Raw genomic sequence first — 18364 nt, forward strand, 5'->3', positions numbered from 1 at the left:
CGGGCTTTTTTCTGTGAACAGTACCACCTCACAGCTCAAGGCTATAGCTCAAACATCTTGCTCAAACCTGTTGTTCAAACCACTGCTTCGCCTGCTGCAAGGCTGACAGCACCTGTTGTGGTGCTGTGCCGCCTAACGCCGCACGCTTTTGCAAACCGGCTTCCAGTTGCAGTGCCGGATATACATCTTCGCCAATCAAGCTACTAAACTGCTTAAGCTCATGCAATGGCAAGGCTTCCAGCGCCAGTTGCTGCTTGGCGGCATGCACCACCAACTCGCCGACCACTTCGTGAGCATCGCGAAACGGCATACCTTTACTCACCAGATAATCAGCTAAATCAGTGGCATTGCTGTAACCCAACTCTGCTGCCTGACGGCACTGCGCTTCATTAACTGTTAAATGTGGTAGCACTGTCGCCAGCACCAGTAAAGATTGTTGCCAGGTAAACATCAGATCAAAGAAGCCCTGTTTGTCTTCCTGCATATCTTTGTTATACGCCAGCGGTAATCCTTTCAGTACATGTAAAATAGCTACCAAATGCCCCAGTACCCGGCCGGTTTTACCACGCAACAACTCAAACACATCAGGGTTTTTCTTTTGCGGCATTAACGACGAGCCTGAGCTAATCGCATCACCTAATTTAAAGAAACCTGCTTCACCAGAGCAGAAGAAAATCACATCTTCAGATAAGCGCGATAAATGCGTCATACAGATACTGGCGGCGGCAGAAAGCTCGACCACATAATCACGGTCAGACACCGCATCTAAGCTATTAAGCGCGGCGCTGGCAAAGCCCAAACGCTGCGCCAGTTGCTGACGATCTATCGCTACACCAGTGCCTGCTAAGGCGCCACAACCCAGCGGGCATACATCCATACGGGTTAACGCATCATCCAATCGGCTTAAGTCGCGTTTAAACATCTCGACATAAGCCAACGCCCAGTGAGCTACCAACACCGGCTGAGCGCGTTGTAAATGGGTAAAACCCGGCATCACGGCTGTACCGGCGTTGTCGGCGAAGTTTAACAGCGCTCCAATAGTGCCCAGTAACGACTGGCGCACGCCCTGCGCGTTAAGCTTACTCCACAACCTTAAGTCGGTTGCCACCAAATCGTTGCGGCTACGGCCGGTATGCAGTTTTTTCGCTACAGCGCCCAGCTTTACCGTGAGTTGAGCCTCTACCCAGCTATGAATGTCTTCTTCGCTGGTTTGCAGCGGCAGCTTTGGATCAGCCTCTATCGCCACGGCTAAATCGGCCAGCGCCGCATCTAACTGCGCGGCCTCATCATGGCTGATAATACCGGCCTGCGCCAGTTGCTGCGCCCAGGCTCTTGATGCCTGAATATCCTGTTGCGCCAGCAGGTAGTCAAAGCTTAGCGAGTCGTTAAACTGACGAAACTCGCTAAGTGTGGCTTCCTGAAAACGTCCGCCCCACATTGCCATAGTATTAATCCTTTTGTTGCTGATGCAGTGCCCGGATGCGGCTGGCCAGGCTGTATAAACGGATAAAGCCGGCGGCATCTTTCTGGTTGTACACTTCATCACCTTCAAAGGTGGCAAAGGCTTCAGAATATAACGAGTTCGGTGAACGGCGCTTGGCTACTGTAACATTACCTTTGTACAACTTGATCACCACATCACCCGTTAGCTGTTCAGCCAGCGAGGTCGCAGCCGCCAACAACGCATCTTTTAGCGGGGTAAACCAGCGGCCATCGTACACCAGCTGGGCAAACTCCAGCCCCACTTCTTCGCGGTATTTCAGTGAAGTACGGTCATACACCAGTGCTTCTAAACCTTTTAACGCCGCCATCAAGATAGTGCCGCCTGGGGTTTCATAACAGCCACGCGATTTCATGCCAACCAAACGGTTTTCTACAATATCGATACGGCCGACACCATGCTCAGAGCCTATCTCATTTAACAATTCAATAGCCGCTACCGGCGCTATGGCCTGGCCGTTAATTTTACACAACTCACCTTTGTCGAAGCGCAGTTCAACATATGCAGCATGGTCTGGCGCCTGTTCAGGTGACTTGGTCCACATCCACACCTGCTCAGACGGTTCACACCAGGGGTTTTCCAGCTCGCCACCTTCATGTGAAATGTGCCATAAGTTAGCATCGCGGCTATAAATCTTGGTAGCCGACGCTGTAGTAGGCACTTTCTTTTCGGCCAGATAGTCCAGCAGCGACTGGCGGGAGTTAAACTGCCACTCACGCCACGGCGCAATCACCTTCAGCTGAGGTGCCAGTGCGGCGAAGGCACCTTCAAAACGCACCTGATCATTACCCTTACCGGTACAGCCATGGCAAAGTGCGTCAGCACCTAACTCCAGCGCCAATTTAACCTGCGCGCGGGCAATGACCGGCCGTGCCATAGATGTCCCCAGCAAATACTGGCCTTCATACACAGCACCGGTTTTCATCGTAGGGTAAATGACTTCTTTGACGAACTCTTCGCGTAAATCAACGATATGACAACTGCTGGCGCCAGAATTGATCGCTTTTTGCTCAACGCCGGCCAGTTCTTCATCACCCTGCCCCACATTGGCGACAAAAGCGATCACTTCGCAGTCATAATTATCTTTTAACCAAGGCACTATGGCCGAGGTATCTAAACCACCGGAATAAGCTAAAACGACTTTTTTGATACTCATAGTGTCCTCACGCAAATAAACTGATTAGTACGGCATTCTGGGCATGCATGCGGTTTTCCGCCTGCAGTAAAACAAGTGACGCCTCGCTGTCGAGCACCTCGCTGGTAACCTCGTGTTCACGATGCGCCGGTAAACAGTGCATAAAATATTTCACCGCCAGGCGTTGCATCACAGCGGTATTAATTTGGTAGGGCGTAAACACCCGTTCTATAAGCTCAGGATCGGCTTTATCGCCCATCGACAGCCAGGTATCGGTATAGATAGCATCCGCACCAGCTGCAGCGGATAAATGTGGACTTAGCTCCAGCTCAGCGCCGGTGTCAGCGGCGATTTTTTGCACCTTGAGTAGTACCTGTGCATCGGGTGAAAAGCCTTGTGGCGTAACGACGGTCATTTTCATACCGCTGAGTGCAGCACCAATCATTAATGAATGACAGACATTATTGCCATCGCCGACATAGGCCAAATGTACTTTGGTTAAATCACCGAAGCGCTCTTTTAACGCCAGCAAATCAGCCAGCGCCTGACATGGATGATACAAGTCGCTTAGCGCATTGATCACTGGCTTATGGCTGGCATGAGCCAACTGTTCCAGCGTTTGCTGCGAGAACACCCTGGCCACTATCGCATCGGTCCAGCACGCCAGATTGCGGCCAAAATCCGCCACAGTCTCACGTTTACCCATAGCGCCGTTTTGTTGATCCAGATAGACGCTATGGCCACCGAGCTTATAAATACCGACGTCAAAACTGACACGGGTACGCAGCGACGGTTTCTCAAAAATAAGCGCGATGCTTTTACCGGCTAAAGCCTGGCTGTAGTTTTGCGGCTGTTGCTTTACATTAAGCGCTAAATTCAGCAAATCGCTCAGCGCTGCCGGGCTTAATTCAGCCAGGCTCAATAGTTGGTTCAGTTTACTCATGTTCAGCTGATTTGCCGCCGCAGCGGCATCCTTGTTTAAGGGACTAACAGACGATGCGCGTGCCTACTGCTTGCTGTCGCATCAGATTTAATAAATCCTGCGGGTGTTGCCAGCCCGCGACGCTAATGCTTCGTCGCAGCGCCTGAGCAGTGTCTAAAGCGGCGTCAAGTTTTACTTTCATACCGCCTTTAATTATGCCTTGTTGTACTAACGCTGTAGCCTGCTCACTATTCAGTTCGCTAATAAGTTTGCCGTCACCATCTAAGATACCCGGCACATCGGTGAGAAGTACTAACTGCCCTTGCACCAACTGACAGATAGCTGCAGCAGCCAAATCAGCGTTCACGTTCAATAATTGCCCCTGTTCGCCATGACCAATAGAGCAGAACACCGGGGTAAAGCCGCCAGCCAGCAAATTCTGTAGTAAAGCACCATCACGTGGTTTTGCCACACCCACAGCACCCAGTTTGGTGTTTAATTCAAACCTGCAGCTATTACCGGCAGAGAGGGTTAAGCCAACCGGCTTTAAGCCTTTTAAGTCGGCCCGTGCCACCATATGGGCATTCACCGCACCGGCTAAAGCACCTGTAATTACCGGCATTTGCTCCGGCGGTGATACACGCTGACCATCGAGCTTCTCGGTGTGAAAGCCAAAATTGGCCAGCCACTGATCGACCTGATCGCCGCCACCATGCACCAGTACCAAGGGATACTGCTGCTTTAGTTCTGCACACACGGCAAGCAAAGCATCAAGCGCCGCTTCATCCTGTAATAAGCGGCCACCCATTTTCAAAACCAGAGGTGACTTATTCATGTGCCACTCCCGCGAACAAGCCGGCAGTTTCTGGTTTGCCAAAACGCACATTCGCCGCCTGCATCGCCTGCGCCGCCGCGCCTTTTAACAGGTTATCAATTGCCGACACCACCACCAGCTGCTCGCCGTCCTGCTGCCAGTGAATGTCACAATAAGGTGTGCCGGCCACATCCGCCACATTGGGTGAATGTGACACCAGCCGCACCAGCGGCTTACCGGCGTAAGCCTGGTTAAAAGCTGCAACAACCTGCTCAGGTGTAACGCCCGGTTTTAAGGTGACGACACTGGTCGCCAGAATGCCGCGTTTAAAGTTGCCCAGATGCGGCGTAAAAACGACTTTGCGGCCCAGGTTTTGCTCAATTTCAGGCCGGTGCCGGTGCTTAAAGAAACCATAAGCATTTAAACCCACCTCACAAAACGAGGTATTAAGCGCGGCTTTACGGCCGGCGCCGGATACACCACTGGTGGCATTAATGACCGGAATACAATCATCGGCTACTAAGCCGGCTTTAATCAGCGGCAACAGTGCCAGAGTACAGGCCGTTGGGTAACAGCCCGGTACTGAAATCAACCGAGGCAATGGCTCGGTTTGCCACTCCATTAATGAGTACACCGCTTCCGCGAGTAATTCCGGGTGCAGATGCTCATAACCATAATACTTTGGATACAGCTGTGGCTGCTTTAAACGAAAGGCACCAGATAAATCCACCACATCAATACCTTGCGCCAACAGCAGTGGCGTTACTGCTTCACTGGCTTCATGTGGCAGCGCCAAAAAGGCTACGTCTACTTTACCATTCAGGCCAGTGGCCAGCTCATCAGTCCACGGCTCCACCAGTATATCCAGTTGTTGCTTATAGCGCGGATACAGTGCAGAGAACGGCTCGGCAGCCCGACCGGCCGAGGCATAAGCCCCTACCAGCTGAAAATACGGGTTTCGCGCTAAAATCACCGCCAGCTCAGCACCGCTGTAACCGGCAGCACCTAATACAATGCTGCGCACTAAAGAAGAAGAAGTTTTGTCAGTCGATAACATGGGTAACAGCTCTTAAACAATAAATAACGTATAGGTATAGCACGAAACAGCCGCTAGTGTAGAACGGCCGTCATGCAGTTTCAAGAATTATTATTCTGTTTTTTTGAATTTTTATTTGTTTTTAAATTGCAGTGTTTGGACTTATGCCGCTACCTCAATTCGGTTGCGGCCATTTTGTTTCGCTTGATATAAAGCGTTGTCTGAGCGGACTAAAAGTTTGTCGTGGGCAGCCTCGCCGGCATATTGCGCGATGCCCATACTGATACTGATATGCAAATTAGCGGCGAAAGCCGAGCAATCAATTTTCTCTATTGCCAGGCGAATGCGCTCACAAATGTCTCTTGCATCGGCCAGGGCGGTATTGGGCAGCAGTACAGCAAATTCTTCGCCGCCCCAGCGGGCTATGGTATCGTCCTGCCGGCAATGCTGGCTGATTTCAGTGGCAACCAACTTCAGGATCTGATCACCCACACTGTGACTGTAGCGATCATTTACCCGTTTAAAGTGGTCAATGTCGACAAGCACTAAACAAAGCGGTAAACCATTACGGCGTGAGCGCGCGCACTCACGCAACAGTGCCTCATCAAACGCACGCCGGTTGGCAAGACCCGTAAGAGGATCCAGCCGGGCTTGCAGCTCGAACTCCTGCGCCTGCTGCTTTATTTGCATTAACAAGGCTGAGCGCTCCTGATCCACCTGGCGCAAATGATCGGCCTGCTGCTGCAATTCAAAGGTTTTTTCTGCTACCTGTGCACTTAACTGCTTAGCACGCCGTTTCAGACTGCCCAGCCGCCAGCGCAGCACCAGCACAGCGCTCAGCACGCTAAACACGATCAACATCAGCCAAAACAGCGGCAGCTGCCAAAAATAGGGCGCTATGCTAAAGCTAAAACTGGCGTTGTGCTCACTCCAGCCACCCTGCGGGTAGGCGGCACTAACCATAAAACGATAGTTGCCCGGTGACAGGTTAGTGTATTCAGCACTGGTATTAGAACCCCGCTCTACCCAATCGGTATCAAAGCCCTCGAGTTTAGTACGGTACTGAATGCGCTGCGGCATCACAAAGCCTAAACCGGCAAACTGCAACTCTATGCGACTGGCGCCGGCAGCGAGTTGGCTGTCAATGTATAGCGGCAGAGACTTACCATTTACCTTAAAGCCTTCAATCACCACAGGAGGTATGTTTGCGGCAAAACGGGCTAAATCCTCTGGCTGCACTTTACTGGCACCTTTAGAGGTAGCAAACCAAACACTGCCATCCCGCGCTACAGCTGCCGCCTGCATCGAGCCACCATTGGCCTGGGCACTTTGCATGCCATCACTTTCGCCAAACAGTTCATAGTCCACGTCACTGCGCTTGGCAGCCAAAAACTGCTGCAGTTGCTGGCGCTCAACGCGCAGTATGCCTCTGTTACTGCTCAGCCACAGGTGCTGCTGTTGGTCGATGACTGCCTGAAATACCTTATCAAATGGCAGGCCGGCGTTGCGTCCCAGCATCGTCAGTTGGTCAGTTTTCAAATCAAAAGCGACTAAACCGCGATCGGTTGCCATCCAAAGCAGGTCGTGGGCTAAGTCAGGCGTAAAACCAAAAGCATACTCAGCATCATCCAAACCGGTAAAATCCAGCGTTTCAATGCGGCCATCCGCCTGACGTATTGCTACCCCACCGCCGGTACCGATAAATAAACGGCCATCAGTGTGCAAATACAGCGTCATCACAAAAGGCGTGGGTAAACCCTGCTCTTTGGCAAAACTGGTTACCTGCTGTCCGCTAACATAGTTTAAGCCCTGACCGGTGCCAAACCATAAGCCGCCGTCGTCAGCGATGGCAATAGCGCGAATTTCATTGGCCAGCAGACCACTGCGCCTATCTAATTGACGCACAACACGGCCATCACGCCATTGAATGGCACCATCAGAGTAGGTGCCAATCCAAACCGAGCCGTCCGGCGCTTCCACCAGACTGAGCACCGACTGACCGGTACTGACAAGCGATAGGTCAATATTGTTTATGCCCTGTGTGGTATAGCGGCTAACTCCCTGACTGCTGCCAATCCAGACACTGCCGTCACTATGCGCTAATACGGCACGTATATAATCCCCTGCCAGTCCCTGAGCGGTGGTATAGGTGACAAAAGGCGCGTCACGCAAACGGAACAAGCCACCGTTGGTACCCACCCAAATGCTCTGTTCACGGTCTTGATACAGCGATAAGATGCGGTTATTCGGCAGGCCATCGGCCATACTGAGCGTTTCCAGCCCCAGCGCGCTATGCCTTAGCAGACCACGGTCGGTGGTGCCAATCCATAACTGCTCGCCGCTAACCAACAGCGCCGATACCGGTATATCGCTTAAGGCTGCTGAAAATAGGCTAACACTACCTGCGTGATAGCGGTATAAACCGCGCTCAGTACCAATTAGCACGCTGTCGCCATACTGACGCAGTGCAAATACCGGCACCTGGGGTAAAACGCTCACCGTCTTCAGTTTTACACTGCTATCACTGCTGCTGAACCATTGCAGGCCACGACCAGTGCCCACCCAAACCTTGCCATCTGTAGTAGCCAGTACACTGTGCACCACATCGCTAATTAAGCCATCAAAGGTGGTAAATTGCCTGCGCTCGCCCTTGGCATTTTGCCAAAACAAGCCCTGCCCTTCGCTGGCCAGCCACAGGTTACCGTGTTGATCTTCGGCTACAGCATTGATGAGTACATTGAAGGCAGGCCAGCTTTGCCAGCCGCTGGCGCTGTGCTTGCTGATGCCGCCACGGGCACCGGCCAGAATAAGGTTATGTTGCTTGTCTTTGCTGATACTTCTGATACCGGAGTCGGGCAAACCGGTAGGTTCTCCGCGGCCAAATACGGCAAACTCCCGGCCGTTAAAACGGGCAGCACCTTCCCAGGTACCAATCCACAGGTAGCCGTCTTCGCTTTGATTAAGACTGTTAATGGTGTTATGCGGCAGGCCGTCGCGGGTAGTCCAGCTTTCCTGAAAATAGTCACTCAGCAGCGTTTGACCGGCCTCGCTCCTGACGCTAAGACACAGCAAAGCTACTGCTAACACACAGCTGAATACACTGAATGGGTGTTTTGCTTTACTCAACATCACTGCACATCCCTGGTTCTTAAGCAGCTGCTAAAGCAACAGTAGGGCAAGAGTAACGCAAAACGGCGCGCTCGCCAAGCCAGGACACAGCACTATTGTTAAGCGCTGTTAACCGCAGCTGGCATTACACTGCGCTTTGTGGCCGCACCCCCAGCAAGTGGCAGATGGCGTAACTCAGCTCGCTGCGGTTAAGGGTGTAAAAGTGAAAGTGATCAACGCCTTCGCGGCTGAGCACCTTCACCATCTCCATGGCGATATTTGCCCCCACCAGATTACGCGTGGTGGCATCATGTTCCAGCCCTTCGTAGGCTTTGTGCATCCACTGCGGTACCGCCACATTGGTCAGGCTGGCAAACTTTTGCAACTGGGCAAAATTGGTTACCGGCAAAATACCCGGAATAATGTCCACGTCGATACCAATAGCAGCGCAGCGGTCACGAAAACGTAAAAACTTCTCAATATCAAAGAAAAACTGCGTAATCGCTCTGGAGGCACCCGCATCCACTTTGCGCTTCAAATTCAGCAGATCAAACTGCGCATTGGGCGCCTCAGGATGTACTTCCGGGTAGGCTGCTACCGAGATATCAAAATCGGCTACTGAGCGCAGAATTTCAACCAGATCGGCGGCATAAAGATCCGGTTTGGCACCGCTGCCTGGCGGCAAATCACCGCGCAGCGCCACGATATGGCGGATACCGTTTTGCCAGTAATCTTTGGCAATAGCAATTAAGTCGTCTTTGCTGGCATCAACACAGGTCAGATGCGGCGCGGCAATAAGGCCGGTGCGCTGCTTAATGGATTTAATAATGTCGTGCGTGCGGTCGCGCTCACCCGAGTTAGCGCCATAGGTTACCGAAACAAAAGACGGTGCCAGTGGCGCCAGCCGCTCAATAGACTGCCACAGGGTTTGCTCCATCTGCGCCGTTTTGGGCGGGAAAAACTCAAAACTGACGTTAACCTTGCCTTCTACATCTTGCAGGTTGCGGTTGATTGCTTCTAAATACTGTGCATTTGCAAATGCCATAACCACTCTCTTCTGTTACGTCAGTGTAGCGGGCTGTGCCCGACGAAAATAAAAATCGATAAGCTGCGCCAGATCGGCATGTAAGCCGCCGGCGGTAACCTGTTTTCCCGCACCCGGCCCTTTTAACACCAGCGGGTTGCTGCTATACCAGTCTGACTCAATGACAAACACATTATCGCAAGGCGCTATGGCCGCCAGTGGGTGCGCCGGGCAAACCGCCTGCAGCGCCACACTGGCCAGTGCACCTTCATTCTGTAGTGTTAAACAGGCAACGTAACGCAGCAACTGGCCCTGAGCCTTCGCCTGGGCAAACAACTGCGCCATAGCGTCATCCAATACATCACGCTGTGCCCAGAACTGCTGCCAGCTACCCTGCTCCAGCTCGGCGGGTAGCAGTGGTTGCAGCTTAATATCCTCAAGTTCCAGCGTCAGGCCAAGTTCGCGTGCCAGCACCAGCAATTTACGCTGCACATCTTTACCGGATAAATCATCACGCGGATCGGGCTCAGTCAGCCCAGCTTGCTGCGCCTCTAGCACAAAGTCAGAAAACGGCTTACTGCCATCAAACTGGCAAAATAACCAAGATAAGGTGCCGGAGAAAATACCGCTGACCTGGCGAATACGATCACCAGCGCTGAGCAATTCCTGCAGGCTACGCTGTACCGGAATACCGGCGCCGCAAGTTGTGTTGCTTAACCACTGACGCTGGTGATCTGTCAGCGCTTGCTGGATGCATTGGTACTCGCTGCCCGGCAGAGTGACGCCCTGCTTGTTCGCGCTGATAATGTCGCAGCCGGCGGCAATAAATTTCGGATACAAGCGGGCAAAATCGGCACTGGGCGTAATGTCTACCAGCACCTTGGGTGCGGGCAAACTCTGCAAATAGCTAAGCAAGCTATCGCTGTCCCAGCTGGTAGCATCAGCTAAGGCTTGCGCCCAGTCAGTTGGTGCGATGTCAGGCTGCAACAACGCCTGGCGCGAATTCATTACACCGGCCAGCGACAACTTCACCTGCGGCTGTAACCGCTGTTGCTGGTGCGCTAACATTGCCAGAAACTCGCCGCCAACATTGCCACTACCAGCCACCACCAGCTTGAGCTCGGCGGCCGGCGTTACCAAGGCCTGATGCAGCTGCTGTAATTGTTCGGCATTAAGTGGCGTTGGCAATAACCAAATCAGCTGCTGCTCGTTCTCGTAGCGGTGTAGCGCCTGCGGCAGCAGGTTAGCACTGGCATCAATGGCCTGTTCGCCCTTTAACCATGCCAGCGCATGGTAACGCCTGGTGTCCCAAACCGCATGAATATGCTCTGCCGCCAACAGCGCCAGCGCCTGTTCGGCGCAGTTGGCCGGCAATAACCAGATCACATGGTCGCTCTGGTGCGCCAGCGTTACCACCGGCTGTTGCAGCTGCAGTGCCAGCCGCTCAGCATCATAACTGCCGGCGGCCAGCGTCAGTAAAGTGACGTCATTGAGCTCGGTAATAAAATGCTGCGCTTTTACCTGCTGCTGCACCTGACACCCCTGATGCACTGGCTGATAACTGCTACGCACCCGCAGCCGGGTAGCCGTGCCGGTTAGCGCTGACAAGGTGCGGGCATGCAGCACCGGGTTGCCCAGACGCGCCAGCTGACAGGCTTGCTGCCAGCTTACTTGCTGATAAGGCAACGCCGACGCCACTTTGCGCGGATCGGCGCTGTATATGGCTTTTACATCGGTCCAGATAGTCACTTCAGCAGCGTTCACCAAAGCCCCTAATAAGGTTGCTGAGTAATCACTTCCGTTGCGGCCCAGCGTAATGCTGCGCTGCTGTTCATCACGGGCAATAAAGCCAGTCACCACATGAATAGTGTCTACCTGGGTTAGCGCGGCTAATAAGGCTGCCGATTGCGGCAAATCTGGCTGGTGCTGGTTTAAACGTAAAAAATCGCGCGCATCCAGCGCCACTGCATTAAGGCCGCGCTCGTTTAGTACCGCGCTTAGCAGCAGTGCAGATAAGCGCTCTCCGATGGCCAGCACTTCGTTATGCCGCTGCTGTGTTAAAAGCGCAGGTACCTCGCCCAGCCAGTGCTGTAGCTGTGCCTGTACGCTCAGCGCATCTTCTGTACTCAGTGCCTGCTGTACCAGTTGGCTTAACTGTTGTTGCAGTGCACTCAGTAAGCTGTCGCACTGTGCGACGTTATCACCACTGGCGATAATATTAAGTAAGGCATCGGTGGTATCGCCAGGCGCGGAAACCACCAGCCATAATGCCTGCCCGGCGGCCTGTTGTTGTAGCTGTTGTACCAGCTTGGCTACTGCAGCAAAGCGATTGGCATCGGCCAGGCTGCTGCCACCAAATTTATGTACCTGTGCCGCCTGTTGCGGCTGCAGTAGTGTTTTTGAATGCATGTTGTTACCAAAGGGCGCAAAGCGCCGGATTTAATCTAAACTGCTGTGAATTTTGCGCTGAGCCTGCTTTAGCACCAGCAGGCTTAGCGACATCAGACAGCTGGCGCTGCGCACTGGCCAGGGCGTTGAAGGCCTGCTGCAAATCAGCCAGTAAATCGTCAGGGTTTTCTATACCCACTGATAAGCGGATCAACGTTGAGCCAATACCGGCCGTTTGCTGCGCTTTGGCATCCATAGACGCATGCGTCATAGTGCCGGGGTGGCAGATCAGGCTTTCAATACCGCCCAATGACTGCGCCAGAGTAAATAGCTGCAGCGCATTGAAAAATACCGGTAGCAGCGCCTGCTCTACTGCCAAATCAAAGCTGCACATAGCGCCAAAGCCGCTTTGCTGCGCTTTGGCGATAGCATGGCCAGGGTGCTCCACTAAGCCTGGGTAATACACTTTGCTTACCAGCGGCTGCTTTGCCAGAAATTCAACAATTATTGCCGTGTTGTCTTGCTGCAATCGCAGCCTTGGCTCCAAAGTGCGCAGGCCGCGCAGTGTCATATAGCTGTCAAAGGGGGCGCCGGTAAGGCCCAAGCAGTTGGCCCACCACTTTAGTTCATCGCCTAATTGCGCACTGGCACACACCAGCACACCACCGACAATGTCGCTGTGGCCATTAATAAACTTAGTAGTCGAGTGCACAACGATATCTGCGCCCAGCGCCAGCGGTTGCTGCAATACCGGTGATAAAAAGGTGTTATCCACCACCACTAACGCCTGTAATGGCTTTGCCAGCTGACACACCGCCTGCACATCAGTAATTTGCAACAGCGGGTTTGATGGCGTTTCCAGCCAGATCATTTTTGGTCTGGCAGCAGTTATCTGAGCAGCCCAATCCGCTTGCTGGAAATTGACGATCAGCAGTTTAAACGCCTTTTTACGCGTGGCTAAGTTGGTAAATAACCGATAGCTGCCGCCATAACAGTCATGCGGGATCACCAAAGTGTCATCCGGGGTCAGCAGCTGCAGCGCCAGTAAACAAGCTGACATACCAGTATTAGTGACAATACCTTTAGCACCGCCTTCCAGCTCAGCTAACGCCCCGGCCAGTAAGTCACGGGTGGGGTTGTTCGAGCGCGAATAGTCGTAAGGCCCCGGTTGTTTAAATGCCGGTAATTCGTAGGTTGAGGTTAAATACAATGGCGGCGTAACGGCACCATAGGCAGTATCCTGGGCAATGCCGGCACGGGCAGCGATGGTCGCGGCATGACGCTTTGACATAACAAACCTCATTTAGATGTTTAGACGTCTAAAAGTATAATGTCAGAAATAAAGATGTCAAACCATTTAGCCGTCTATAATGATTATTTGTTGTGCACTGTTTGACTCGGCGGCATAACAAGATAGAATTTCGCCACTTGCGCGAGCAATACATTATTCAGACTACTACAAGGTAAGCATATGGCTAAGTGGAATGGGGAATACATTCACCCGTACGCGGAACACGGTAAAAAATCAGAACTGGTAAAAAAAATCACCGTATCAATTCCGCTGAACGTGTTAAAGGTGCTGACAGATGAACGCACCCGGCGTCAGGTGAATAACCTGCGTCACGCTACCAACAGTGAGTTGTTATGTGAAGCATTTTTACATGCCTTCACCGGCCAGCCATTACCGGCCGATGAAGACTTACGTAAAGACAACCCGCATCAGATCCCGGCTGAAGTGCGTCAGATCCTGACCAGTATGGGCAAACCGATCCCGGTGATTATTGAAGCCGACAGCGACGAAGAATAAGTTGCTGTAGAGCATAAAAAAACCGCCTGCAGGCGGTTTTTTTATGCGTGTAGCTTATGTGCGACCAGCTTAGCTCATGGCAGCCTGTAGCTTTTTCATCGCGTTTTTCTCCAACTGACGTACGCGCTCTGCCGATACGCCATAGCGATCGGCCAGCTCTTGCAACGTCAGTTTGGCATTGTCCAGCCAGCGGGCGCGGATAATGTCCTGGCTACGGTCATCCAAGGTACGCATCGCCGCTTGTAACCGATCCACTGCGGCGTTATCCCACTGATCTTCCTCTACCCTGTGTGCTAAATCAGAGGCTTTATCTTCCAGGTAATATACCGGCGCAGTATAAGCCGACTCATCATCTTCGTCCGGCGCGTCAAATGGCATGTCGTAGTTACTCATACGCGCTTCCATTTCACGCACTTCATGCTCGGCCACACCTAACGACTCAGCTACATTTTTCACTTCTTCCTGATTAAACCAGCCTAAGTGTTTTTTTGCTTTACGCAGGTTAAAAAACAGTTTGCGCTGGGCTTTAGTCGTGGCAATTTTAACGATGCGCCAGTTTTTCAGCACATATTCATGAATTTCGGCTTTAATCCAGTGCACCGCAAAAGACACCAGACGCACGCCTACGCTGGGGTCAAAGCGTTTTACCGCTTTCATCAGGCCAATATTGCCCTCTTGGATAAGGTCGCTAACCGGCAAACCATAACCAGAATAACTGCGGGCAATATGCACCACGAAACGCAGGTGCGACATAATCAACTGGCGAGCTGCTTCCAAATCACCATGCTGGTGTAACCGTTCAGCCAGGCTGCGCTCTTGTTCTGCGCTGAGCATAGGTATAGCACTGACAGCATGGGTATAAGCTTCCAGGCTACTGCTGGCCGCTACCGGTAATGACATCATTTCTGCTGTATCGCTCATTTCTGTGTCCTGTCCTAAGCTAAGTGAGGCAATATTAGCACTCTTTGACAGAGAGTGCTAATTTTAGTTGCCGCCTTTTTTAGATCTGCTTATTCTAAAAACTAAGTTCTCATAGTTAAACGTTATTAAGGACCAGTTGGTTCAATGGCCGTGATATGGCGGCGTACTGAAAGGTAAGAGCCCCCTAGCCCCAGCGCCATCGCCAGTGCCATCAGGCTGGCAAATTCGGTAAAGCTGAGCGCCTGTAAGCTAAAGTCGCTGTCGTACAGTGAAGTCACGCTGACAATAGCGCTTTGTAGCCACCACAGCATAGCCTCAACAATTAAAAACGCCAATAAGCCACCAAATACACCATACCAGATGCCACTGTATAAGAAGGGTCGCTGAATAAAGGCATCAGTGGCGCCAACCAGCTTCATCACTTCTATCTCATCTTTTTTATTCATAATAGATAAGCGAATGGTGTTACCAATAATCAGCAAGACAGCGCCCAGCAGCAATACTGCAATCACCAGCACCGCCTGACGTAATAAGCTGACAATGGCATCTAACCGGGTTAGCCAGTCAATATCCAGTTTACCGAACTCGACGATCCGCTCTTTAGTTAGCCTTGCCAGTAGCTCGCGGGCACTGTCGGCCTGGGTATTTTTCGGCAGCACCAGCAGCACATCCGGCAGCGGATTGTCGGTTAAATAATTTAACGCTGCGCCAAAACCTGACACAGTGGCAAATTCGTCCAGCGCTTGCTGTTTGCTGATATGACTCACGCGGGCAATGGCCGGATCGGCCTGTAAGATTTGTTGCAGGCTGCGGATCTGGGTGTCACTGCTGCCTTCTTTAATGAACAGGCTGATTTCCGCTGCCTGGGTAAAGCTGTCGCTGACCTGTTGTACGTTTTTTACCAGCAGGTGTAGGGTCGCCGGCAAAGTTAAACTGACGCCCAACACCCCAATAGTTAAAATCGAGGCCGATGGCGTACGCCAAAGCTCACCTAAACTGGCTACAGCCTGACGCAAATGATTGACCCAGAACATGACAAAACGCCGAACAATGCCGATTTTATGCACGGAAGCTCCGCTGGTGACCCGGCCTGAGAATAAGATACTCATAGTGGATCCTCCTGATATTGCAGCAGGCCGTCATTGATCATCTTGCCCTGCTTCAATGTCAAGGTGCGGTATTTCATCCGTGCCACCAGGCCTAAATCGTGGGTGGCCACCAACACAGATACGCCCACCTGATTAAAGGCTTCAAATACCCGCATAATGTCTTTGGATAAATCCGGATCCAGGTTACCGGTAGGCTCATCGGCCAGCAGCAGTGGCGGTTTATTAACCACCGCCCGCGCAATACCCACCCGCTGCTGTTCACCGCCAGATAGCGTATGCGGCAGGCAGCGTACTTTATCCAGCAAGCCAACTTTATCCAGTGCCGCATGCACCCGCTTCACCATGTCTTTGCCGCTAAAGCCCTCAATCACCAGCGGCAGTGCCACATTGTCAAACACCGTGTGGTTCATCAGCAGGCGGTGGTTTTGGAAAATAATACCAATATCACGCCGCACATAAGGAATATGTGCGCGACGAATGCGGCTTAAATCCACATCGTTTATCAGCACCCGGCCCACGCTCGGCCGTTCAATCAAGCTAATCAGTTTTAACAACGTGCTTTTACCGGCACCGGAGTGGCCGGTCAAAAAGGCCATCTCGCCTTTTTCCAATTTAAAACTGACGCGGTCCAGCGCAACAAAGCCACCGGGATAACTTTTACTGACGTCGGCAAATTCCAGCATGCTTAAGCGTCCCGATTAAACAGAGCGCGAATAAAGTCTTTGCTGTTAAACACGCGCAAATCATCGATGCCCTCGCCCACGCCAATGTAGCGCAGCGGTAATTTGAACTGGTCAGCAATAGCAAAAATTACCCCGCCTTTGGCCGTACCATCCAGCTTGGTCAGGCTGATGCCGCTTAACTTAACCGCTTCATTAAAGATTTTGGCCTGGCTTAGCGCATTCTGGCCAGTACCGGCATCCAGTGTAAGCATCACTTCATGAGGTGCTGCCGGGTCAATTTTTTGTAATACCCGAACAATTTTTTTCAGCTCTTCCATCAGGTGAGCTTTATTTTGTAAGCGGCCGGCGGTGTCAGCAATTAACACATCCACTTTACGTGCTTTAGCCGCCTGATAGGCATCAAAAATCACCGAGGCGCTGTCGGCACCGGTGTGCTGAGCCACTACCGGGATCTGGTTACGCTCGCCCCACACCTGCAGCTGCTCTACTGCAGCGGCGCGGAAGGTGTCACCGGCTGCCAGCATCACGCTTTTACCCTGCTGTTTAAACTGCTGCGCCATTTTTCCTATGGTAGTAGTTTTACCGACACCATTTACCCCTACCATTAAAATAACAAAGGGGCCGGCCGGGTTCAGCGGCACCAACGGCTGCTCAACGTCAGCCAGCAGCGCCGCCATATCCTGCTGCAGTTTATCAAACAGCAGCGCCGAGTCTTTTAACGACTTACGATCGGCATGTTGCTCTAACTGGCGGATCAGTTTTTGTGTGGTGTCCACACCCACATCAGCCAGCAGCAGCTGGGTTTCCAGCTCTTCATATAATTCGTCATCAATTTTACGGCCACTGAATAAGCCGGCCAGGCCTGCGCCCAGGTTTTGGCTGGTTTTACTCAAGCCCTGCTTTAAGCGTGAGAAAAAGCCCGCTTTTTTAACCGGTTCAGCCACCGCCACCGTTGGTGCGGCTGCTGAAGCAGGCGTTTCAGCCACAAGGTTATCTGGTTGCACAATATCTGCCGCAGCTGATGGTGTTGCTGTGCTTACCGGCTCAGTTCCCGCTTGGGTATCCTGCACCACGGCTGCCTGCTCATCCCGCTCTGCAGGTGTTTGGCTTTTTTGCTTAGCGCTGTCGGCCGTTTCGGCCTCGTCAGCCTTGCCCAGTCCAAGCCAGGAAAACAGTTTATTTTTTTTGCTCATAAGCCCAAGTGTATGCTGATAAAAACTAAGGTAAACTTGGCCGTTATACTAACACCTTTGTGTTAAAGGCAAAACGGATTAGATGAAACAAGCAAAAAGCGCCGCAAAACGTCCAGCCACAGGTAAAAAGCTCTCAGCCGTGAGCGGTGCGCCTGGCGAAGTACGTATCATCAGTGGCAGCTGGCGTGGCCGAAAACTGGCTGTGCTGGATGCCGAAGGCTTAAGGCCCACTACCGACAGAGTAAAAGAAACGCTGTTTAACTGGCTGATGCATGACATTGCCGGCGCCACCGTGTTGGACTGTTTTGCCGGCAGCGGCAGCCTGGGGTTTGAAGCCTTATCACGCTATGCCAGCCACTGTACTTTGCTGGAGCGCGATAAAGCAGCGGCTAACCAGCTGATGGCTAACCAGCGCAAATTAGCCTGTACCAATGCTGAGGTTATTCACACCGACAGCTTGCAATGGTTAGCAAAGCCCGCGCTATGTCGGTATGACGTGGTGTTTATTGACCCGCCGTTTCGCAAAAACCTGGCAGTACCCTGCTGTCAGCAACTGGAACAGCAGCAATGGTTAACTGACAATGCACTGATTTATCTGGAAACAGAGAAAGAACTGGACGTCGCCGCGTTGCCGGCTAACTGGCGGCTGTTAAAAGATAAGGTAGCTGGCCAGCTGGCGTACCGTTTGTATCAGCGCACCAGCTAAACCGATGTGAGGAGACA

The 18364-nt window shown here is 52.2% G+C and carries 15 protein-coding genes; 2 read left to right on the plus strand and 13 right to left on the minus strand.

Features of this window, described 5'->3' with window-relative positions; translation table 11 throughout:
• Window positions 1–61: 61 nt before the first annotated feature.
• The 9 genes from argH to metB all read right to left on the minus strand — a co-directional run bounded on the left by argH (window position 62) and on the right by metB (window position 13219).
• On the minus strand, window positions 62–1444 hold the full coding sequence (gene argH, locus ABGI61_RS03785; protein WP_347597110.1) for an argininosuccinate lyase: 1383 nt from the start codon (window positions 1442–1444) through the stop codon (window positions 62–64).
• A 4-nt stretch (window positions 1445–1448) separates the two neighbouring features.
• A complete protein-coding gene (locus ABGI61_RS03790; RefSeq protein WP_347597113.1) occupies window positions 1449–2657 on the minus strand; it encodes an argininosuccinate synthase in 1209 nt (402 codons plus the stop codon).
• Between the two features lie 7 nt (window positions 2658–2664).
• Window positions 2665–3579: an ornithine carbamoyltransferase gene (locus ABGI61_RS03795; protein ID WP_347597116.1), complete on the minus strand. Its 915-nt coding sequence runs from the start codon at window positions 3577–3579 to the stop codon at window positions 2665–2667.
• Window positions 3580–3622: 43 nt separating this feature from the next.
• Window positions 3623–4393, minus strand: a complete 771-nt coding sequence (argB, locus tag ABGI61_RS03800; protein WP_347597119.1) for an acetylglutamate kinase — start codon at window positions 4391–4393, stop codon at window positions 3623–3625.
• Window positions 4386–5429, minus strand: a complete 1044-nt coding sequence (gene argC / locus ABGI61_RS03805; protein ID WP_347597122.1) for an N-acetyl-gamma-glutamyl-phosphate reductase — start codon at window positions 5427–5429, stop codon at window positions 4386–4388. The genes argB and argC overlap by 8 nt, the downstream gene beginning before the upstream one ends.
• Window positions 5430–5570: 141 nt before the next feature.
• Window positions 5571–8537, minus strand: a complete 2967-nt coding sequence (locus ABGI61_RS03810; protein ID WP_347597125.1) for a diguanylate cyclase — start codon at window positions 8535–8537, stop codon at window positions 5571–5573.
• Window positions 8538–8661: 124 nt separating this feature from the next.
• Entirely contained in the window at window positions 8662–9561 is a 900-nt protein-coding gene (gene metF, locus ABGI61_RS03815) for a methylenetetrahydrofolate reductase (RefSeq protein WP_347597128.1), read from the minus strand.
• 15 nt (window positions 9562–9576) lie between these two features.
• Window positions 9577–11949, minus strand: coding sequence for a bifunctional aspartate kinase/homoserine dehydrogenase II (gene metL / locus ABGI61_RS03820; RefSeq protein WP_347597131.1), 2373 nt, complete (start codon window positions 11947–11949; stop codon window positions 9577–9579).
• A gap of 4 nt (window positions 11950–11953) precedes the next feature.
• The gene (gene metB, locus ABGI61_RS03825) at window positions 11954–13219 is read right to left on the minus strand and encodes a cystathionine gamma-synthase (protein WP_347597134.1); all 1266 of its coding nucleotides are present in this window, start codon (window positions 13217–13219) and stop codon (window positions 11954–11956) included.
• 180 nt (window positions 13220–13399) lie between these two features.
• On the opposite strand from metB, the gene metJ reads away from it, so the two are divergent.
• Window positions 13400–13735, plus strand: coding sequence for a met regulon transcriptional regulator MetJ (gene metJ, locus ABGI61_RS03830; protein WP_008217699.1), 336 nt, complete (start codon window positions 13400–13402; stop codon window positions 13733–13735).
• 69 nt (window positions 13736–13804) lie between these two features.
• On the opposite strand, the gene rpoH is transcribed toward metJ, so the two are convergent.
• The 4 genes from rpoH to ftsY form a co-directional block, all read right to left on the minus strand.
• On the minus strand, window positions 13805–14656 hold the full coding sequence (rpoH, locus tag ABGI61_RS03835) for an RNA polymerase sigma factor RpoH (RefSeq protein ID WP_008217697.1): 852 nt from the start codon (window positions 14654–14656) through the stop codon (window positions 13805–13807).
• Between the two features lie 125 nt (window positions 14657–14781).
• On the minus strand, window positions 14782–15765 hold the full coding sequence (gene ftsX / locus ABGI61_RS03840; protein ID WP_347597139.1) for a permease-like cell division protein FtsX: 984 nt from the start codon (window positions 15763–15765) through the stop codon (window positions 14782–14784).
• Entirely contained in the window at window positions 15762–16448 is a 687-nt protein-coding gene (gene ftsE, locus ABGI61_RS03845) for a cell division ATP-binding protein FtsE (protein ID WP_008217693.1), read from the minus strand. Before ftsE ends, ftsX begins: the two co-directional genes overlap by 4 nt.
• Window positions 16449–16450: 2 nt before the next feature.
• A complete protein-coding gene (gene ftsY / locus ABGI61_RS03850; RefSeq protein WP_347597144.1) occupies window positions 16451–17641 on the minus strand; it encodes a signal recognition particle-docking protein FtsY in 1191 nt (396 codons plus the stop codon).
• An 82-nt stretch (window positions 17642–17723) separates the two neighbouring features.
• Here ftsY and rsmD point away from each other — a divergent pair, with 82 nt between their 5' ends.
• Window positions 17724–18347 carry a 16S rRNA (guanine(966)-N(2))-methyltransferase RsmD gene (rsmD, locus tag ABGI61_RS03855; protein ID WP_347597147.1) on the plus strand — a complete coding sequence of 208 codons (624 nt, stop codon included), beginning with the start codon at window positions 17724–17726 and terminating at the stop codon, window positions 18345–18347.
• The last annotated feature ends 17 nt before the right edge of the window (window positions 18348–18364 follow it).

The organism is Rheinheimera fenheensis, from assembly GCF_039871805.1.
GTDB lineage: Bacteria > Pseudomonadota > Gammaproteobacteria > Enterobacterales > Alteromonadaceae > Alishewanella > Alishewanella fenheensis.